We start from the raw sequence: 20,065 nt of genomic DNA on the forward strand, positions 1-20,065 counted from the left end.
AGTCGTCCATGTCCATACCCACCCACCCGCCCGTGGTGGCCGCGTCGGCGGTCGAGTCCTGGATGAGCGAGGCCGATGTCATCGTCGTCGGCGGCGGGGCCTCCGGATTCACGGCCGGACTCGTCGCCGCGGACGCGGGATCGCGCGTCCTGCTCCTCGAGAAGGCGGACGCGATCGGCGGCACGTCGGCGAAGTCGGGCGCGGGCATGTGGGTGCCGGCGAACCGGCACATGCGCGCGGCGGGCATCGAGGACCCGCTCGATCGATGCCTGGTGTTCCAGGCCCGCACGTCGCGGCCGCACCGCTTCGCACCGTCCAGCCCGACACTGGGCCTGGAGCAGTGGGAGTACGACCTGCTCCACACCTTCACCCACCACGCCGGCAAGGCCTTCGACGCGCTCGAAGACATGGGGGCGATGCACACGATGTGGATGCCCGCCTTCCCGGACTACTACCCGCAGCTCGTCGACGGACACCTGACGACGGGCCGCGTGCTGGTGCCGATCCAGCCCGACGGGGCCGCCGGCCAGGGCATCGAGCTCATCCGTCAGCTGAGCGCCGCATTCACCGAGCGCGGCGGTGAGATACGGGTCGCGCACCGGGTGGTGAGCGCCGTCGTGGACGACGACGCGGTGGTCGGCGTGATCGCGACCACGCCAGCAGGAGAGGTCGCCCTGCGCGCGCGCCAGGGCGTCGTCTTCGCCTCCGGCGGATTCACCCACAACGCCGAACTGCGCGACAACTTCCTGCCGCACCCGGTCTTCAGCGGGTGCGCGGTGACCACGAACGAGGGCGACTTCATCCCGATCGCCGAGAGTCTCGGCGCGCCGCTTCGCAACATGAACAACGCGTGGAACTCGATGGTGCTGCTCGAGCACGCGGTCACCGACTACCCGATCATGGTGGCCACGTTCGAGATCGTCGGGCGCAGCATCCTCCTCGTCAACCGCGCCGGGAGACGCGTGGCGAACGAGAAGCAGGTCTACTCGGAATCGTGCGCCGTGCTCGCCGAATGGGACGGCACGCGGGCCGAGTACCCGAACCTGCCTCTGATCGCGGTGTGGGACCAGGCCAACGCCGACGAGTTCGGCGGCCTGATGCTCGACGGCGGCATGATGCCGGCGTCGGGCGCAAGCGACGCCGAGCATGCGCACGTGATCTCTGGCGCGACGCTGGAGGAGCTCGCACAGGGCATCCGGGAGCGCTTCGCGACGTACGCCGACCACATCGGCGGCGTCGCCCCCGCCGCTGACTTCGAGGACCGCCTGGCCGAGACGATCCAGCGGTTCAACGAGTTCGGGCGCAACGGCCGCGACGAGGACTTCCACCGCGGCGAGGCGCCCATCGAGCAGTACCTGCAATCGTTGCAGGAGGCGGCCGCGTCGATCGGCGAGGGCGCCGGCTTCATGGAGGCGAACTCGTCGCTGCAGTCGCAGTCGTGGACGGTCGACGGGCAGGAGGCACCGCAGGGCCGCCTCGCGGAGCGCATCCCCGGTGCCGGGCTCGCGAGCGCCACCTTCGCGCCGCTCGCGGACGAGGGTCCCTACTACGCCGCACTGCTGGTGCCGGGAACGCTCGACACCAAGGGCGGACCCAAGACCGACGTCCACGGTCGTGTGCTCGATCACCTCGAACGGCCGATCCGCGGCCTCTACGCGGTCGGCAACTGCGCGGCCTCGCCGTCGGCGCACGCGTACTGGGGAGCCGGCGGCACACTCGGACCGATGATCACGTTCGCGTGGCTGGCCGGACAGCACATCGCCGCGTCGTCCTCCGCGGACGCCGTCGCGACCGCCGCCGAAGCGATCCGATGAACCGTCTCCAGGAGCAGACCGACATGTCCGCGAGCACACCGCAGTCTTCCGAGCCCGCCGTCCTCCGACCCGCGGACGACCAGGCGTGGGACGCCGAGGCCGACGTCGTCGTCATCGGCACGGGCGTGGCCGGCGACACGACAGCCATCCACTGCGCCGACCTCGGCTCATCCGTGATCATGCTGGAGAAGTCCGTCGCTCCCGGTGGGACCAGCGCCAAGTCCGGCGGCGGCATGATGGTGCCCAACAACAGCTATCAGCGGGCGCTCGGCGACGTGGAGACCAAAGAGGACTTCATCGCGTTCCTCGCCCGGGTCGGGCGACCCCTGCTGTACTCGGCAACCGACCCGACATTCGGCCTGCCGCAGTGGGAGTACGACCTGATCGAGGCCTACTTCGACCACGCCGGCGACGCGCTCGCGCGCCTGGAGGAGCTCGGCGCGCTGCGGGTCATGCACATCGCCGGCTGGCCCAGCTACAGCGACGTCCCGGAAGATCGGATGCCGCGGGGGCGCTACGTCGTGCCGCAGGACGACGCGGGAGAGATGTCCAACGGGCGCAACGCGATCGAGCGGATGATGCGCACACTGGACCGGCTCGGCGTCGAGGTGCGTCTGGGATTCCGCGTCGACGGCGTCTACCTGAACGACGCGGGCGAGGTCGTCGGGGTCCGCGGACATGACGGCACGGATTCGAGGTCGATCCGCGCCCGCAAGGCCGTGGTGTTCGCCAGCGGCGGCTTCACCCACAACACGCCCTACACCCGCGAGTACATGAACGGGCGCATCGTGGGCGGCTGCGCCGCCGTCACGAACACCGGCGACTTCCTGCCGATCGCCAAGAGCCTGGGACTTCCGCTGCACCAGATGGACGAGGCCTTCTGGGCGCCGGTCGTGTGGGAGCAGGCGCTCGCGCACGATCCGTCCCTCATCGCCAACTTCAACTGCGCGGGCGACAGCATGCTCGTGGTCAACAAGTACGGGCACCGGATCGCCAACGAGAAGGTCACCTATCACGACCGCACGCGATCGCACTTCCTGTGGGACCCGACGCTCGTCGAGTACCCGAACTTCCTGCAGTTCGTTGTGATGGACAAGCGCTGCCGCGACCGTTACGGCTACGACGGCTTCATCGACCTCACGGCCGGCAACTTCATCCCCCGCGTGGGCGAGACCTCGCCGTACTTCCTCGAGGGGGAGACCCTCGAGGAGCTGGCGGAGCGGTTCGCCGAGCGGCTCGCGCTGCATCCCGACGACGCCGTGGGCACCAGACTGGCCGACGACTTCGCCGCCACGCTGCGGGCCTCGATCGAGCGGTTCAACGTCTTCGCCCGCCAGGGTCGGGACGACGACTTCCATCGCGGTCAGACGGCGATCGAGCAGTTCTTCATGGGACTGGACAACCAGCTCCGCCCGGCCGACGCCGATCCCGACGGCGCCAGCGAGCAGCTCGATCCGACGCTGCACCCGCTCTCGGACGAGGGCCCGTACTACGGCATCATCCTGGCACCCGGGGTTCTCGACACCAAGGGCGGACCCAAGGTGAACGCGACGCTGCAGGTGCTCGACGGAGACGGGCGGCCCGTGCCCGGCCTCTACGGAGTGGGCAACTGCGTCGCATCCGCGTCCGGCCAGGCCTACTGGTCGGCCGGGTGCACATGGGGTCCGTACCTGACCTTCGGCTACATCGCCGCCCAGAGCATCGCCGCAGAACCCGACAAGCAGATCGGCACCGGCCGCGACTCCTCTCGCGTCCTCGCCTGAACCCTCAGGAGCACGCATGGAGAACCCCGCCGCCAGCCCCGTCCTCGACGGCGTCGCATCGCCCGACCCCCTCTTCACCCCGATCACGATCAACGGCCGAACCGCCCGCAACCGGTTCGCTCTGCCGGCGATGCAGCGCGCGTCGCTCGACTTCCGCCCCACCCCGCGGATGGCCCCCACGCTGCGGGCGGTCGCCGAAGGCGGCTGCGGCCTGATCATCTCCGAGGGCTCGTCGCCCGACCACCCTGCCGCGTATTGGCAGCAGGTCTTCAGCGTCATCGGCGACGACACGGTGCCCGAGTGGCGCGAGGTGGCCGATACGGTGCTCGCCACGCCGGGAGTGCTGTTCCTCATGCAGCTGTGGCACCCCGGGGCGATCCGCCTCGTCGTCGAGGGCATGAGCAACCCGTACCCCGATCAGCCCACCCTCAGCGCGTCGGGGCTCGTGCAGGAAGGCCGGCGCAACGGGCGGGCGATGTCGGCGCAGGAGCTGCGGGAGACGCTCGACGCCTACGTCCACAGCGCCCGGATCGCGCAGGACCTCGGCGCGCACGGCGTCGAGATCCACGCCTGCCACGGGTACTTCCTCGACCAGTTCCTGTGGAACGAGACCAACGAGCGCACCGACGAGTACGGGGGCGCCACCCTCGCGGAGCGCGCCGCCTACCCGGCCGAGATCGTGGCCGCGATCCGCGAAGCGACCGGTCCCGACTTCGTCATCTCGTTCCGGTTCTCCCAGTGGAAGGAGGTCGACTACACCGCGCGCATCGCCGAGCACCCGGATGAGCTCGGCCCGTTCCTCGCGCGCCTGCGCAGCGCAGGAGTCGACCTCTTCAACGTCTCCACACGACGCTTCGACGCCGTCGCGTGGCCTGAGCTCGACGCGAAGCTGACCCTGCCCGCGTGGGTCAAGTCGTTCACCGACGCGCCGGTGCTGGCCATCGGCAGCGTGGGACTGTCCACCGACTTCGCCCACGACATCCTCGAGAACGAGGAGCCCCGCTCCCAGGCGGAGCACGACTTCGACCGCGTGCGGCTCGGTCTCGAGGCGCGCGAGTTCGACCTCATCGGTGCCGGTCGGTCCCAGATCGCCAACCCCGATCTCGTCTCGCGGGTGCGCGCCGGCGAACTCGGCGCGGTGCGCAGCTTCCGCAAGGCGCGCGACCTCGCCGGCGTGGACGAGCACTTCATCCACATCGGGCAGATCGTGGCGCAGTCGCGGAAGAAGGACTGACCGCCGGCTCGGCCGCGGGAGCGCACATGGCCGGCATCAAGCTCTTCGACCCGTTCTCGCGCCGAGCGGATATCTCACGAGCCGACTTCTCGCACCACTGGATCACCTACCACGCCGAGATCGTCACGCACATCCGCCGCATCACGCGTTACGTGCAGAGCGTACGGCTGGACGACTCGCCCGCGCTGCTGGACGAGCTGTTCTCGTCGTCGAGCTGGGACGGATGCGCCGAGACCTGGCATCCCACGTCCTCGTCGGTGCTGGCCATGCCCCATGAGCCCCGCTTCGCGGAGCTCATGGCAGACGAGCGCAACTTCCTCGATCTGACGCGCCCCCGGCATCTGATCTCCTCCGAGGAGACCCTCGTCGACGAGCACGGCTTCGATCCGCGCGTACGCGGGGTCAAGCTCCTCGTCTTCGTACGGCGGCGCCCCGAGATGAGCGGGAGCGACTTCGCGGACCGCTGGCCCTCCGCCGCCGACCGGGACCTCGGTCGGCGCCTGGGGGTGACCCGGCATGTGCGGTGCACCGCCATCGGCCACGTCGCCCGTGCTGCCGACGGCTCGGGCGATCTCGGCGCGGCGGGCGCGGCATCCGTCTCCGACGACGAGTACGACGGGGTTCAGGAGCTGTGGTGGCGCCACCTGCGCGCGATGGAGGATGCACTCGCCGCGCAGCCCGAGGCAGCGCAACGCCTCTTGGCCGGCGACCTGATCGACGCCCCGCGATCGACGACGCTCATCGCGCACGAACGGATCATCGTCGCATGACCGCACGGACCGCAGCGGAGGGGGCGGGATGAAGGTCGGCGTCCTCCCGCTCTCGTCGCACATCGCGGACCCGGCGTGGCTGACCGAGTTCGCCGCCGCGGTTGAGCGCACTCCGGCGGAGTCGGTGTGGATGTTCGAGCACGTCGCGCTGCCGTCGCAGTACCGGTCCGTCTACCCGTTCAGCCCGGACGGGAAGATGGGCGGCCCGACCGATGCGGACCTGCCCGACCCGCTGCAGTGGCTGCAGCACCTCGCGGCCCTCACCGACCGGGTGAGACTTGCGACGGGGCTGATGATCCTGCCGCTGCACCATCCGCTGATCCTCGCCAAGCGCCTGGCGACCCTCGACCGCTTGTCGCGCGGACGTGTGATCGCCGGCTTCGGGATCGGCTGGCTGGCCGAGGAGTACGAGGCGCTCGGAGTGCCGTTCACCGAGCGCGGGCGACGGGCCGACGAGGCGCTACAGGTGCTGCGCGCGGCGTGGGCACCCGGCGCTTCCGAGTTCGCGGGGCGCTACCACTCCTTCCGGGACCTGCACGTGAATCCGAAGCCGGTGGATCCGGCCGGCGTGCCGATCGTCTTGGGGGGCGGGTCGCGGGCCGCCATGCGCCGCGCGGCGCACTGGGGCGACGGCGTGTTCCTGCTCGGTCAAGACCTCGCGCACATCGGCGGCCTCCTGCAAACGCTGTACGAGGAGGCGGACGCGATCGGGCGGCCCCGGGAGCAGTTCGAGATCACCGTGGACGCTCCGGCGGACCGGAGGGCCGCCGATCGGCTGCGCTCCTGGCACGTGGACCGCGTCGTCGTGGCCGCTCCGGCCGACGATCTCGACACGTGGGAGCGCACCGTCGACCGCCGCTGCCAGGAGTTGCTCGAGGGCGGACGCGGGCCCGGCGCCGCCCGCTACTGCGCGGGCAGCCCGGCCGTCTCGCCGCCGTCGACCACGAACTCGGCACCGGTCGCGAACGAGCTCTCGTCGGAGGCGAGATAGACGATCAGCTCGGAGATCTCCTCCGGCCGGCCGGCGCGGTGCATCGGCACGTGTGCGAAGTCTTCGAAGAAGCCGTCGATCATGGGCGTGTCGATGTTGCCCGGGTGGACCGAGTTGACGCGGATGCCCCGCGAAGCAAGCTCCATCGCGGCCGACTTCGTCAGCCCGCGCAGCCCGAACTTCGACGCGTTGTAGCCGGCGACCCGCGCGAAGCCGCGCAGCCCCGCCGTCGAGGAGATGTTGACGATGGAGCCCGCCCCGGCGGCCGCCATCAGCGCAGTCACCGCTCGGATGCCCTTGAACGCGCCGGTCAGGTTGATCGCGATGATGCGATCCCACGCGGCATCCTCGTATTCGTCGATGGGAGCGAAGTCCACGATCCCCGCGTTGTTCACGAGCACGTCGAGGCGCCCGAACGTCCTCTCGACCTGTGCGACCGCGGACGCCCATTGCGGCGTGCTCGTGACGTCGAGGGCGATGAAGGAGACCGCGTCGCCGAGCGTTTCGGCGACGTCCCGGCCGTGGGCGTCGTCGAGATCGGCGATCACGACGCGACCTCCCTCGCGCGCGAGCGCCCGCGCGTGCGACACGCCCATGCCTCCACAGCCGCCGGTGACGAGCGCCACCTTGCCGTCCAGCCGTCCGCTCACGATCGCCCGCTCCGCGGGCTCAGCCGCTCGCGGGTGCCCCAGCGCTCCGGCTCAGAAGCGGTCCCGCACATGCCGCTCCCGCCCGTACAGCGCGACGACCGCGAGGATGATGATGCCGTACACGATGCGGCTCTGCGCCTCGGCGAGACCGCGGCTGGTGATGATCGTCGCGACGACGGTCAGGATGAGTGCGCCGAGCGCGGTGCGCGTGAAGCTGCCCCGCACCGACCCGAAGGTCGTCCCTCCGACGAGCACCGCCGCCAGGCCCGAGAAGAGGTACGGGTCGCCGGTGCCCTGCGCCCATCCCGATCCGAACGCCGCGATGAACATGCCCGCGATGCCGGCCAGCACGCCCGACAGGGCGAACACGCCCGCCCAGATGGCGGCCGTGTTCACTCGGGTCAGCGCCGCCGCCCGCGGGTTGACCCCGGTGGCGTACAACCGGCGGCCGGTCGCGGTGCGCGAGAGGAACAGCCACAGCACGACGCCCAGCAGGACGACGATCAGGATGATCGGCGGGATCGGCAGGCCGAACGTCGTTCCGGTGAGCTGCGCCAGCGCGCGCAGGTCCTCCGGCGGCTGGCCGTTGTAGTCGCCGTTCACGAGGAACATCGAACCGCCGGCGAGGACCGCGCCGACGCCGAGTGTGAGCACCAGCGGCTGGATCCGCAGCCAGTGGCACGCAGCCCCGACCAGTGCCCCGATGCCGCCGCACACGACGACGGTGACCAGCAGCGCGAACCACGTCGGCCAGCCGAGCCGGCTGGTGGCGTTGGAGGCGATCATCGCCCCGAACAGGATGTAGCCCGCGACGGCCAGATCCATCCCACCCAGGATGACCACGAGCGTCTGCCCCATGGCGGCGAGCGCGAGGAGCGACGCGAGCACCAGGATCGAGACGGCGGCCTGCGGCCTCGTCGCGAAGGCGGGAATGAGCGCGACCAGGACGGCGACGAGCACGATCAGCACGAGCACCTGGATGAAGGGGGTCTCCACGGCCCACCGGCGCACCCTCGCCCAGCCGCGGGTGGGAGGAAGCGGCACGGTCAGTGATCGCGTGACGCCCGTCGAGGGTCCGGTCATGCGCGGCTCCTTGTCAGTCGCGGATTGAGGAGGGTCGCGCCCAGGAGCACGCCGAGCACGAGCACGAGCCCGTAGGTGACCTGGACGAGGCTGGGCTGCACACCGGCCGCCGTCAGCAGCTGCTGCACCAGATAGATGACCACTGCGCCGAGGAAGGTGCCCAGGAGCCCGCCGCGACCGCCGCCGAGGTTCGCGCCGCCGAGCACGGCGGCCGCGATGCCCAGCAGCGCGTAGGTCGTCGCGAGCGAGGACTGCGAGGACTGCAAGAGGGCCGACAGTGCGATGCCGCCGACGCCGGCGAACACACCTCCGAGCGTGTAGGACAGCACACGCACGAGGGTGACGTTCACCCCGGAGCCGTAGGCCGAGATGTCGCTCTCCCCCGTGGCGAGCAGATTGCTGACGAATGCCGTCCGCCGCAGCACGAACCAGACGAGCGCCACGCTGCCCATCGTGATGGCTGCCGCGGGGAACCAGCCGAAGGACCCGGCGAGCGCCTCGCTCCAGTTCGGCGGCGCCGGCACGGGCTGCTTCGAGATGGTGACCGCGATGCCGACGAGCACGAAGAACACGCCGATCGAGGCGACGACGGGGTGCAGCCGCACCACCGCGACGAGGATGCCCGTGACCGTTCCGACGGCTGCCGAGGTGAGGAGCAGGATCGGCACGGCGACGTACCACTCTCCCCACCCTGCGGGGATCAGCACCGCGATGAAGAGGCAGTTGATCAGCGTCGCCAGCGGCCCGACCGAGATGTCGATGCCGCCCGAGAGGATCGCCGGAGTCGACGCGAATCCGACGAGGACGAACGGCGCGAGGGTCGCCAGCGTCGCGGGCAGCCGCTCGGGGGCGAGGAAGCTCGGGCTCACGATCAGATTGACGACGAGCAGGATGAGCGCGAGCACGAAGGCGAACGCCCAGCTGCGCCGCTGGAGGATGCCCTGGACGCGGCTCATGCGACCGCTCCCGCCCGCTGACCGAAGTAGGCGGCGACGACCGCCTCGCTCGTGAGGCTCTCGCGAGGGATCTCTGCGAACACCGACTGGTCCCGGAACACGAGCACGCGATCGACGAGCTCCACCAGCTCCTCCACTTCGCTCGAGAGCAGGACGATGCTCATGCCGTCTGCGCACAGTCGATCGAGGATCGTGTAGATCTCACGCTTGGTCATGATGTCCACTCCTCGCGTCGGGTCGTTCAGCAGCAGCACCTTCGGGTCGGTCGCGAGCCATCTGGCGAGGACCACCTTCTGCTGGCTGCCGCCCGAGAGACTCGAGATCGGGTCGTCCTGCGTGCCGAGTCTGATCTTCAGCGCCGACACGAACTCCGCGAACCGCTTCCGCATGCGCCCGCTGCTCAGGAGCACGCCCCGGCGGTCCTGCCGCAGTGTCGGAAGGGCGAAGTTGTCGCGGATCGACATCGACTCGAACAGCGACTCGCCCCGGCGCTCGCGCGGGAGGTAGGCCACCCCGAGCTTCGCGCCGTTGCCCGGCCGGACGCCGATGTCGGGGCTGAGCACCCGGGTCACCGCGCCCGGGCCGGCGGTCACCCCGGCGAGGCGCTTCAGGAACGCGTCCTGCCCGTGACCTTCGAGCCCCGCAAGTCCGACGAGCTCGCCGGCACGCAGGGTGAGGTCGATCGGCGCCGCGCCGGCGGCGAGTGTCACGCCATCGGCGCGCAGCGTCGGATCACCCAGCGGGCGGTCGCGGTCGAGGCCGTGGATCACCCCGCTGGTCCCGGTCATGTCGGCGATGAGGCGGTCCACCGAGAGGTCCCCACGGTCCACGGTCGAGACGGTGCGGCCCGACCTGAGCACGGAGACCCGGTCCGAGATCTCCTGGACCTCGTCCATGCGATGCGAGATGAACAGCACGCCGACCCCGTCGGCGGTGAGCCGGCGGATCTCTGCGAAGAGCCGGTCGCGGGTGCGCACGTCGAGCGCTGCCGTCGACTCGTCGAGGACGAGGGTGCCGGGATCGCGCACCAGCGCCCGGGCGATGCAGATCGCCTGCCGTTCCGAGAGCGAGAGCGTGCCCGCGGGGGCGTCGAGGTCGATGCCGTCGATGAGACGGCCGAGGGTGTCGGCCGCGATGCGCCGCTGCGCGGTGCGAGCAAGACGCCGGACGAACACGCCGTCGGTGCCGAGCCAGATGTTGTCGAGCACCGACTGGCTGGTGGCGGTGAGCACCTCCTGGAACACGACCGCTATCCCCCGCCGGTGGGCCTGCCGGGGGCTGCGCAGCGTGAGCGGCGTCGCGCCCATCGTCAGCGAGCCGGAATCGGGGCGGTGGACGCCACCGATGATCTTGACGAGCGTCGACTTGCCGGATCCGTTCTCGCCGAGGAGCGTGTGCACCTCGCCGGGGCGCAGCTCCAGTTCCGCGTCCACCAGGGCGCGCGTGGCACCGAAGTGCTTGCTGATCCCGGTGAGCCTCAGCCCACTCCCGGCAACCGACATCTTGACTCCTCGTCGAGTTCACCCACAGAGGGCGGTACATCAGATACTAGACGAACCGTATCGAATGTGTCTATCCTGAACTCGCGCAATGGATGCGCCCACTCAAAGAGGAGTTCCACACATGCTCAAGCCCACACGCATGGCGCGGATGGGAACCGTCGCCACAGCACTCGCCGCCATCGGTGCCCTCAGCCTGTCCGGCTGTACGCCCGCCGCGACCGACAACCCCACCGACACCGCGTCGGCCTCAGCCGCGGGTGAATGCGGCTCCGTCCCGCAGCTCGGCGCCAACGACCCGAACGGCCTGCTCGACGACTTCAGCGAAGATGTCAAGGCGGGATACAACGCCTACGGCATCGAGGTGCAGGAGTCGGCCTGGGCGGACTGGAAGTCCGACAAGACCGAGGGCTTCACCGCCGCGATCGTCGGACAGGCCCCGGCCGCCCCGTACATCGCCACCTACCAGGCGCAGCTGCTCGAATCGCTCGAGGCGCAGGACGTCGAGGTCGTCGCCAATCTCGCACCGAACGACCCGACCGACGTGCCCGGACAGATTCAGATGTTCAACCAGGCCCTCTCGCTTCAGCCCGACATCATCTTCCTCAACCCCGCCGCACCCGAGGCGGCCATCGATCTGGTCGCCCAGGCGCACGACGCCGGGATCCCCGTGATCTCGACCGTGGTGCCGCTGGACTCGCCCTACGCCATCAGCCTGACCAACAACTCGAATCTCCAGGCGATGGAGACCGCCGCCGGCGTCCTCGGTGCCATCGGCGGCAGCGGGACGGTGCTGCAGGTCGACGGCGTCCCCGGCATCCCGCCGCAGCTGTTCTTCGAGGACGGCGTCGCCAAGGCGCTCGAGCTGTGCCCGGACGTCTCGATCGTCGGCCAGGTGCAGGGCTTCTTCCAGCCCCCGGCGGCACAGCAGGCCGTCGTCCAGTACCTTGCGACCAATCCCGCGGGAGTGGATGCCGTGTTCCAAGCCGGATCGATGGGCTGGGCGATCCGCGACGCGTTCGAGCAGGCCGGCATGCCGGTCCCGCCGATTCAGGACATCAACGCGTCGCAGGGCATGGCCGCGTACGCGGCGGCGAACCCCGACTACCCGTACTTCGGCACTGCGACCCCGCCGATCCCGGCCGCGAAGGCGGCCGCTCAGATCGGTCTCAAGGTGCTCGCGGGCGCGGGACCGAAGGTCAACCAGATCGCCTGGGGGCCCTACGTCGTCGACCAGGAGAACATCGGCGACGTCGTGGACCCGTCGTGGTCCGAGTCCGACGGCACGGATCTGACGGTGGAGGGGGTCTACCTCACCGACGACCAGATCGCGGAGTTCTTCAACAATCCAGAACTCGGCCCGCAGACAGCCGAGTGAGCCCAGGGGTGGGCGGCATCGCCGCCCACCCCTTCGCCGCTCGCAAATCCGATACCATACGTTGCGTATCGCATCGAGAGAAGGAAGTTGCACCATGAAGCTCGGACGAATCGCCGTCGACTCCCCCGATGGCCGCGAGGTGCGCGTCATCGCGGCAGAGCCCGAGAACAACCGCGTCGTGGATCTGCGACGGGCGTACGCGCTCGCCCTTCAGCGGGGCGGGGCTACTGAGGACGGCGCCCGCCACCTCGCTGCGGCGACGTTCGGCGACCTCACGCGCGGCATCTCCACCGGCGACTTCTTCCTCGAAGCCGCACATCGCGCGCTGACCGCCGCCGACGACGCCTCCACACCGCTGGACGACGCGACCTTCGTCGCCGCGATCAAGCCGCCGGTGCTCCGAGACAGCCTCACGTTCAACGGGCACATCAAGAACTTCTTCGGCAACGTCATGAAGACCACGCCGACCAGGGCGGTGTACGAGCGTCCGGGATACTTCAAGGGCTCCACGGCGACCCTCTACGGCTCGGGTGAGACCGTCCCCTACCCGAGCATCACGGAGCAGCTGGACTACGAGCTCGAGATCGGCTACATCATCGGCAAGCCCGGCCGCAATGTAACGCCCGAGCGCGCCTTCGACCACGTGTTCGGCATCACGATCTTCAACGACTTCAGCCTCCGCGATGTGCAGGTCCTGGAGAGCCCCATAGGCATGGGGGCGCAGCACTCCAAGGACTTCGCCTACGGGATCGGACCGTGGATCGTCACCATGGACGAGATCCCCTCGATCATCGGACTCACCGGCCAGGTGCGCGTCAACGGCGAGGTCTGGTCGGACACCCGCGTCGAGGACTTCATCTGGACGCCGGAGGAGACGGTCTCGTACGTCTCGCAGTTCGACGGCCTGCAGCCGGGCGACCTGATCGGATCGGGCACCATGGCCTTCGGCGCGGGCGCCGAGCTGCGCCGCTTCCTGCAGCCGGGAGACCTGCTCGAACTCGAACTCGAACGCGTCGGCGTGCTCCGCTCCCCGATCGCGGCTCAGAGTGAGACCCCGTCCTGGTGGCCGACCCCCCAGCCGTTCCCGTTCGAGGAGGCCTGAGCGCATGACCGAATCTCCCCGAGTGCGCCGCGTCGTCACCGGTCACGACGACGACGGCCGTGCCGTCATCCTCATCGACGACATCGCCCCGAACGCCTTCGCGTCCGAGGTCATCCCCGGCTTCGGCGCCGCGGTTCCCTGGCTGACGGCCTACCCCGCCGACCATGTGTCCGACGACGACCCCGTCGGCCCGGGGTCGGCCACGCCCACGTTCCCCCGCGTCGGCGAGACGGTGTTCCGCATCGCGGAGTTTCCCCCGGACGCCTCCTATCCGAGCGACGCCCAGGACCGCATCTTCGACGAGATCGACGGAAAGGCCGAGGCCGCCGAAGGGGCGAGGCACTCCGGGGGAAAGCACTTCTGGTTCCACCGCACCGACTCCCTCGACTACGCCATCGTGCTCGAGGGCGAGATCACCCTGCTGGTGGACGACGGCGAAGCGACGCTCCGGGCCGGCGACGTCGCCGTGCAACGCGCGACGAGCCACGCGTGGTCGAACCGCACCGACCGCATCGCGCGCGTCGCGTTCGTCCTGATCGGCACCGAGCCCCTCTCGGCAGACGAGATCGCCGCCCAGCGCCGCGGCATCCCGGTGGAATCGGCGCGCCCATGATCGTCGACGCCGAAGCCGGCATCGGCGAGGTCGCGTGGCGACTCGACCCGTCCCTCGAATCGCAGACGAACGTCGCCCGCTTCGCCGATTTCCTGCGTTCCCGCGGCGTCGAGCTCGGCGAAGACTACGAGGACCTCTGGCAATGGTCGGTCGACGAGCCCGAGCACTTCTGGTCGGCGTGGGCGGACTTCGCCGGCGTGGCGATGAAGGGTGCCCCCGGCGTCGTCTGCAGCGCGGATCCGATGCCCCGCACCCGCTGGTTCCCCGGCCGTCGACTCAACTACGCCCGGGAGCTGCTCGCCGGGCACGAGGGCACGGCGATCGTCGCGATCTCGGAGAGCGGCGAGCGCACCGAGATCACGTTCGCGCGACTGCGCGCCGATGTCGCGGCCTTCGCCGCGCACCTCCGCGAAGGCGGAGTGGGTCCCGGTGACCGCGTCGTCGGCATCCTTCCGAACATCCCCGAAGCGGTGATCGGGCTGTTGGCGACAGCGTCGATCGGAGCGGTGTGGTCGGTGTGCGCGCCCGAGTTCGGCCCGGGGGCGATCGTCTCCCGTTTCGCCCAGCTCGAGCCGACGGTGCTGATCGCGGCGCCCGGCTATGAGCTGGGCGGCACGGACCGGCACCGCGAAGCCGAACTGGCCGAGGTGCTGCGCGGTCTGCCGACCCTCCGCCGCATCGTCTGGGTGACCGGTCACACGCGTGCGCGCCCGGTCGACACCGCGGTGGCTTCGTGCGACTGGGCGGAGGCCGTCGCCGCCCCCGCCGAGGCCGAGTTCGCCGACGTCGAGTTCGACCACCCGCTGTGGGTGCTGTTCTCGTCCGGCACGACGGGCGTCCCGAAAGGCATCGTGCACGGCCACGGCGGTGCGCTTCTCGAGCAGCTGAAGCTCTGCAGCATCCATGACGACATCCGTCCGGGCGATCGCGTTCTCACGATCGCATCGACCAGCTGGGTGGTGTGGAACGGGCTGGTCGCCGCCCTGGGACTGGGCGCCGCCATCGTGCTGCTCGATGGCAACCCCACCCATCCCGCGCTGGACCGCCTCTGGCAGGTGGCAGGCGCCGAACGGGTGAACGTGCTCGGCGTGGGCGCAGGTTTCGTCCATGCGTGCGCGAAGGCGGGACTCGAGCCCGCTCGCGACCGCGATCTCTCGGCCTTGAGGGTGGTGACCGTCACGGGCTCCCCGCTGTCGGCCGACGGCTTCCGCTGGGTCTACGGGAGCGTCGGAGACGTGTGGCTCACGTCGCAGAGCGGCGGCACCGACATCGCTTCGATCTTCGTGGGCGGGGTACCGACTCTGCCCGTGCGCATCGGGTACATCCAGGCCCCGGCGCTGGGCGTACGCGTGGAGTCCTGGAACGAGGACGGCGAACCCACGCTCGGCCGAGGCGAGTTGGTGGTGTCGGCACCGCTGCCGTCCATGCCGCTGCGGTTCTGGGGCGACCCCGGCTTCGAGCGGTATCGCGACAGCTACTTCACGACGTTCCCGGGCGTCTGGCGGCACGGCGACTTCATCGAGTTCTCGAGCGAGGGCATCGTGATCCACGGCCGTTCCGACTCGACACTCAACCGCAACGGCATCCGTCTCGGCTCTGCCGACATCTACGCAGCGGTGGAGGGGCTCCCCGAGGTGACGGAGGCGATGATCGTAGGGGTCGAGATCGGCGCCGACTACTACATGCCGCTGTTCGTCGCCCTCGCTCCCGGAACGGATGCCGACGATGCTCGCGCGGCCATTCGCACAGCGATCCGAACGCACCTGTCGCCTCGGTACCTGCCCGACGACATCGTGGTGATGCCGGCCATCCCGCACACGAAGACCGGCAAGAAGCTGGAGGTCCCGGTCAAACGCCTGCTCCAGGGGAAGAAGGTCGACGAGGTCGTCGACCTCGGCGCCGTCGACGACGCGGCGCTGCTGGAACTCTATGCGGCTTTCGCGGCCGCCGCGAGCGCACGGAGCGGCAGATGAGCGGGCGCGCCACAATGAACGTTCCGTATCGGACGCCGAGGACCTAGGGTCTACCCGTGGCAATTCGCAGTGAACAGAGCCGGCAGGCGATCCTCCAGGCGACGATGAAGCTCCTCGACGAGCGCGAGCCGGATTCGGTGTCGGTGCAGCAGCTGTCCATCGAGCGCATCGCGCGTGAGGCCGGCGTCAGCAAGACCACCATCTACCGCTGGTGGCCGAGCAAGGCGGCAGTGATCATCGACACCTTCCTCGAGAACCACATCGTGCAGACGACGATGAGGGACGATCTTCCCGCCGTCGACGCCCTCCGTGAGCACGTCGTCGCGCTCGCGAAGCTGTACGCCGGTCACGAGGGCCGCCTCATGGCGCAGCTGATCGCCGAGAGCCAGTACGACACCGCCACCCTCGACACCTTCAAGACGCTCTTCTGGCGGCCTCGACGCGAGGTGGTGAACCGGGTGATCGAGCGGGCCATCGCCGAAGGCTCCATCCGCAGCGGCTACTCGCCGGATGAGCTCGCCGAGCGCATCTACGCCCCGATCTACTTCCAGCTGCTGTTCCGCGAGGGCGCCTTCGACGCCGACACCATCTCCGCGGGCTTCGAGCTCGCGCTGCACGGGATCGCCGGACAGCCGCACGCCAACGGTTCTGCGACCGCGACCGCCTGACCGCGGCGGCCGCCGGCTGAGTCGTGCGGGGGCGCGGAGGCGCCCCCGCACGTGCCGTCATCCGCAGCTGGCCACCTTCGCGTACCCTCCGGTCGAGTTCGCCTGGAGGCTGGTCGTCGTCGCGTCGCCTTGCCCCAGGTAGGCGAGCGTGCCCAGGGCGTAGTACGGGTTGTAGGGGTTGACGCCGTAGGAGGTGGCCCTGCCCGCTGCCTTGTGAGCCGCGTTGGTCGCCGTGAAGCACGACGTCGGCGTCGGCGTCGGCGTCGCGCTCGGGGTCGGGGTCGGGGTCGGGGTCGGGGTCGGGGTCGCCGAACGATCCATGCGGCGGTTGTTGTCGAAGAAGAACTTCGTGACGTAGGCCGGGTAGTCGATGCTGTTCGCGGAGATGTAGGAGCCTCCCGAGCCCGCACCCGCCGGCCAGTTGTGGCCCAGGTTGGAGTTCTGGATGACCGAGACCCGAGGCCCTCCGCCGTCGGAGTACAGCGTCCCCGCACCGTTGGTGTTCGTGCCTGCGAGGCCGGCGAGGCTGAAGCTCGAGCTCGCCGACGCACCGTAGATGTCAGCCATGATCTGCCCGTTGAGGGAGTTGTAGCCCGGCGCGACCGTGCTGTCGTTGCTGCCGTAGACGATCGACGTCAGCTGCGTTGCGAACGATGTCGAGGCGGTCCCCGCGAAGGTCTTGCAGGTCGAGATGCCCTGCGCCTTGGAGACGGCGACGCTGCTGATCTGTCCGGACGTGGTGCCCACCGTGGGGCCGGCGTTGATGCCGATCCCGGCGAATACGTCGGGGGCGAGGCATCCCATCACCATGGTCTCGCCTCCGCCCGACGACAGGCCCGAGATGTACACCTGGTCGGGATCGATGCCCAGCGCGCTGCGCGCCGAGAGGGCGGAGACAAGCGACAGGAGGTTGTCGTCGTGACGGGACGGGTTGGCGTGGGAATGGGTGCTGTCGTAGTAGTCCCAGCAGCCGAGGATCACCCCTCCCTGCGGTGCGTCCGGGAGCGCGACGACCATGCCGTAGGCATCGGCCGTCGCCGCCCAGTTGCCTGCCGACTGCAGATCGGAGGCCTTCTGCAGGCAGCCGTGGAGGCTGACCATGAGAGCCCGCCCCGCCGGTGCCGCAGGGGCGGTGGCGGGTGTGTACAACCGCACGCTCATCTCGCCGATGGTCTCGGTCGACCACACACCGGCGGGGGCGGATGCCGCGACGGCCTGGGCGCCGGTCGAAAATGCCAGCAGTCCCGCTATGACGAGGGCGGCAGCCGCCAGCCCGCGGGGGAACGTCATCCTTCGAACACGATCAGTCATAGACCATCTCCTTCGATGTCAGCGGTGCGACACTGCACCGGGACGAAACATACCTGAAAGATGATTCAGGCGATAGGTTAAACCTTCCCGCCCTCCTCGCCGACAGCGGCAGGCGGGCGGGCGAGCGGGCGAGATCCCGGCGAGCACGGCGAACCGCATCCGTCGAATGGTTGATATCCGGTTCGACCGGCTTGGCGACGCGGTCTCGGCTCTGGCCGGGTGGACTGGACAGGTGAATCACGTTCTATCGCGCTTGTCCGGCACAGCACCGTGGCGTCTTCGCCCGGCCCGTTCGTCGCCATGACGAATCGCCCGGCCGGCCGCGGGCGGACCGAGAGTGTGCCTCACGATCGCCTTTACATCCCGGGAACGAGCAGCCCGCTCTCGTATGCGGCGATCACCAGCTGCGCGCGGTCGTGCGCACCGAGCTTCATCATGATTCGCTTCACATGCGTCTTCGCGGTGTGCGGTGAGATGAACAGTTCTGTCGCGATCTCATCGTTGGAGCGACCCCGAGCCACCTGACGCAGCACCTCGGTCTCGCGTTCGGTGAGCTGTTCCAGCCCGGCCACCCCTGGCCCCGCACTGCCCGATGCGGGAAGAACATATCGCGTGATGAGGGCGCGAGTCGCGGCGGGCGAAAGGAGCGCCTCGCCAGCGTGAACGGCTGCGATGGCCCGGACGATGTCCTCCGGCTCCGCCCCCTTGCCGATGAAGCCGCTAGCACCGGCACGCAGCGCCGCGACGAGATACTCGTCCTCTTCGAACGTCGTGAGGATGAGCACGCGTGTCTCGGCGAGGTGCGGATCGGCGCAGATCCGCGCCGTCGCTTCGATGCCGTCGCGTTCGGGCATCCGGATGTCCATCAAGACGATGTCCGGACGCAGCCGGCGCGCGAGCTGCTCCGCCTCCACACCGTCCACGGCCTCGCCGACCACCTCTGCGACCCCCGCGCTCTCGAGCAGGTCTCGCACCGCGGCACGGATGAGGGTCTGGTCGTCGGCGATGAGCACTCTGATCACCGTTCCTCCTCCTCAGGGATCGGCAGGGTCACCACGAGGCGGAACCCTGTCGCGGAGTCACCGGTCTCCATGGTCCCGCGCACGGCGGCGACCCGCTCGCGGAGGCCGATGAGCCCGAAGCCGACAGGAGCATCCGGGTCTCGCAGCTCCGTCGATCGGTCGACGGGGTTCGTCACGATGATCCGCGCACTCTCGTCCGCCACGTCGATCAGCACGTGCGCGCGGTGCTCGGAACCGTGCTTGAGGGCGTTGGTCAGACCTTCCTGAACGACGCGGAAGGCCACGGCGTCGCTCGGGATCGGCAGCCTCGCGGGATCGCCCTCCACGCGGGTCACCACGGCGAGCTCGGAAGCGCCGAAGGAGGCGACGAGCGCGTCGAGCTGCCGTAGGCTGGGCTGCGGCGCATCCGCGGCGCCGCCACCGGCTCGCGGCTCCTCGGCCCGGAGGACCGCAAGCAGATCCCCGATCTCGCGCAGCACCGCGCGCGAAGCAGAGCGGATGGTGGCCAACGCCTCTCGCGCCTTCTCCGGCCTGCTCTCGAGGGCGGATGTCGCTACACCGGCGTTCAGGCTGACCACGGAGATCTGGTGGGCGACGGCGTCGTGAAGGTCACGTGCGATCCGGAGACGTTCCTCGCTGACTGCTCGCATCGCCTCCGCCTCACGGGTCTGCTCTGCGCGGATGGCGCGCTCGGTCACGGCATCGAGATACTCGCGCCGCGATCGCGTCGCATCGCCTCCGGCAGCCGCGAGCGCGATCGACACCACAACCTGGAACACACGCGGTTCGAGGATGTCGCCCAGGGTGATCGTCGCGGCCGTTGCGATGACGACCACAATCACCCCAAGTGCGACCAGCGACGACCGGCGCGGCAGTCGATTCGCGGCACCGAACATCGCGACGACGACCGCCAGCAGCACACCGGGCGAGACGAAGCCGAGGAATCCGCAGGCTATGTATATCGCCACGCAGGCGCCGAGCACGCCCAACGGCCAGCGGCGTCGCAACGGAAGCAGCGCGGCCGGAAGCAGCGACGCCGCGACTTGGAGTGGGTCTTGGGGGAGCAGTGCAGGGTCCGGATACGGCACGACGACGGCGCCCACGATGAGGATCGCGGCGATGATGTCGCCGACCCAAGCGGGCGGACGATGAGGCGACCGCAGCGGCTCTTCTCCTGCACGGCTCGGCACGACTCCAGTGTGCCGGGTTCGTCGCGCGCACGCGTGACCCGGTGGGGT

The 20,065-nt window shown here is 69.7% G+C and carries 17 protein-coding genes; 10 read left to right on the forward strand and 7 right to left on the reverse strand.

Annotated features, from left to right (window positions below):
- Window positions 1–8: 8 nt before the first annotated feature.
- Genes ACEYYH_RS18200 through ACEYYH_RS18220 form a run of 5 tightly spaced genes read left to right on the forward strand, consistent with a single transcriptional unit; the run spans window position 9 to window position 6,572 of the window.
- Window positions 9–1,814: an FAD-dependent oxidoreductase gene (locus tag ACEYYH_RS18200; protein WP_374975709.1), complete on the forward strand. Its 1,806-nt coding sequence runs from the start codon at window positions 9–11 to the stop codon at window positions 1,812–1,814.
- Window positions 1,815–1,837: 23 nt separating this feature from the next.
- Window positions 1,838–3,577 (forward strand): FAD-dependent oxidoreductase, encoded by a 1,740-nt coding sequence (locus ACEYYH_RS18205; protein WP_374975710.1) that lies wholly within the window; start codon window positions 1,838–1,840, stop codon window positions 3,575–3,577.
- Between the two features lie 16 nt (window positions 3,578–3,593).
- A complete protein-coding gene (locus ACEYYH_RS18210; RefSeq protein WP_374975711.1) occupies window positions 3,594–4,811 on the forward strand; it encodes a hypothetical protein in 1,218 nt (405 codons plus the stop codon).
- A gap of 26 nt (window positions 4,812–4,837) precedes the next feature.
- Window positions 4,838–5,581 carry an EthD domain-containing protein gene (locus ACEYYH_RS18215; RefSeq protein ID WP_374975712.1) on the forward strand — a complete coding sequence of 248 codons (744 nt, stop codon included), beginning with the start codon at window positions 4,838–4,840 and terminating at the stop codon, window positions 5,579–5,581.
- A 28-nt stretch (window positions 5,582–5,609) separates the two neighbouring features.
- Window positions 5,610–6,572 (forward strand): LLM class F420-dependent oxidoreductase, encoded by a 963-nt coding sequence (locus ACEYYH_RS18220; RefSeq protein WP_374975713.1) that lies wholly within the window; start codon window positions 5,610–5,612, stop codon window positions 6,570–6,572.
- Here ACEYYH_RS18220 and ACEYYH_RS18225 read toward each other — a convergent pair.
- Genes ACEYYH_RS18225 through ACEYYH_RS18240 form a run of 4 tightly spaced genes read right to left on the reverse strand, consistent with a single transcriptional unit; the run spans window position 6,485 to window position 10,763 of the window.
- A complete protein-coding gene (locus tag ACEYYH_RS18225; protein WP_308866522.1) occupies window positions 6,485–7,222 on the reverse strand; it encodes a glucose 1-dehydrogenase in 738 nt (245 codons plus the stop codon). The two genes, ACEYYH_RS18220 and ACEYYH_RS18225, sit on opposite strands and share 88 nt — an antisense overlap.
- A 51-nt stretch (window positions 7,223–7,273) precedes the next feature.
- Window positions 7,274–8,305, reverse strand: a complete 1,032-nt coding sequence (locus ACEYYH_RS18230) for an ABC transporter permease (RefSeq protein ID WP_374975714.1) — start codon at window positions 8,303–8,305, stop codon at window positions 7,274–7,276.
- Window positions 8,302–9,261 (reverse strand): ABC transporter permease, encoded by a 960-nt coding sequence (locus ACEYYH_RS18235; protein WP_374975715.1) that lies wholly within the window; start codon window positions 9,259–9,261, stop codon window positions 8,302–8,304. The genes ACEYYH_RS18230 and ACEYYH_RS18235 overlap by 4 nt, the downstream gene beginning before the upstream one ends.
- Window positions 9,258–10,763 carry a sugar ABC transporter ATP-binding protein gene (locus ACEYYH_RS18240; RefSeq protein WP_374975716.1) on the reverse strand — a complete coding sequence of 502 codons (1,506 nt, stop codon included), beginning with the start codon at window positions 10,761–10,763 and terminating at the stop codon, window positions 9,258–9,260. Before ACEYYH_RS18240 ends, ACEYYH_RS18235 begins: the two co-directional genes overlap by 4 nt.
- Before the next feature lie 121 nt (window positions 10,764–10,884).
- On the opposite strand from ACEYYH_RS18240, the gene ACEYYH_RS18245 reads away from it, so the two are divergent.
- The 5 genes from ACEYYH_RS18245 (at window position 10,885) to ACEYYH_RS18265 (ending at window position 16,494) form a co-directional block, all read left to right on the forward strand.
- A complete protein-coding gene (locus ACEYYH_RS18245; RefSeq protein WP_374975717.1) occupies window positions 10,885–12,138 on the forward strand; it encodes a substrate-binding domain-containing protein in 1,254 nt (417 codons plus the stop codon).
- A 94-nt stretch (window positions 12,139–12,232) separates the two neighbouring features.
- Window positions 12,233–13,240 (forward strand): fumarylacetoacetate hydrolase family protein, encoded by a 1,008-nt coding sequence (locus ACEYYH_RS18250; RefSeq protein ID WP_374975718.1) that lies wholly within the window; start codon window positions 12,233–12,235, stop codon window positions 13,238–13,240.
- A 4-nt stretch (window positions 13,241–13,244) separates the two neighbouring features.
- Entirely contained in the window at window positions 13,245–13,853 is a 609-nt protein-coding gene (locus tag ACEYYH_RS18255; RefSeq protein ID WP_374975719.1) for a cupin domain-containing protein, read from the forward strand.
- The gene (locus ACEYYH_RS18260; RefSeq protein WP_374975720.1) at window positions 13,850–15,826 is read left to right on the forward strand and encodes an acetoacetate--CoA ligase; all 1,977 of its coding nucleotides are present in this window, start codon (window positions 13,850–13,852) and stop codon (window positions 15,824–15,826) included. Before ACEYYH_RS18255 ends, ACEYYH_RS18260 begins: the two co-directional genes overlap by 4 nt.
- Before the next feature lie 56 nt (window positions 15,827–15,882).
- Window positions 15,883–16,494: a TetR/AcrR family transcriptional regulator gene (locus ACEYYH_RS18265; RefSeq protein WP_374975721.1), complete on the forward strand. Its 612-nt coding sequence runs from the start codon at window positions 15,883–15,885 to the stop codon at window positions 16,492–16,494.
- A gap of 57 nt (window positions 16,495–16,551) precedes the next feature.
- On the opposite strand, the gene ACEYYH_RS18270 is transcribed toward ACEYYH_RS18265, so the two are convergent.
- The 3 genes from ACEYYH_RS18270 to ACEYYH_RS18280 all read right to left on the reverse strand — a co-directional run bounded on the left by ACEYYH_RS18270 (window position 16,552) and on the right by ACEYYH_RS18280 (window position 20,017).
- Window positions 16,552–17,805 carry a PHB depolymerase family esterase gene (locus ACEYYH_RS18270; RefSeq protein ID WP_374975722.1) on the reverse strand — a complete coding sequence of 418 codons (1,254 nt, stop codon included), beginning with the start codon at window positions 17,803–17,805 and terminating at the stop codon, window positions 16,552–16,554.
- A 356-nt stretch (window positions 17,806–18,161) separates the two neighbouring features.
- Window positions 18,162–18,827: a response regulator gene (locus ACEYYH_RS18275; protein ID WP_374975723.1), complete on the reverse strand. Its 666-nt coding sequence runs from the start codon at window positions 18,825–18,827 to the stop codon at window positions 18,162–18,164.
- Window positions 18,824–20,017 (reverse strand): sensor histidine kinase, encoded by a 1,194-nt coding sequence (locus ACEYYH_RS18280; protein ID WP_374975724.1) that lies wholly within the window; start codon window positions 20,015–20,017, stop codon window positions 18,824–18,826. Before ACEYYH_RS18280 ends, ACEYYH_RS18275 begins: the two co-directional genes overlap by 4 nt.
- Window positions 20,018–20,065 lie beyond the last annotated feature (48 nt).

The sequence above is a fragment of the Microbacterium trichothecenolyticum genome, from assembly GCF_041938625.1.
Lineage (GTDB): Bacteria > Actinomycetota > Actinomycetes > Actinomycetales > Microbacteriaceae > Microbacterium > Microbacterium trichothecenolyticum_D.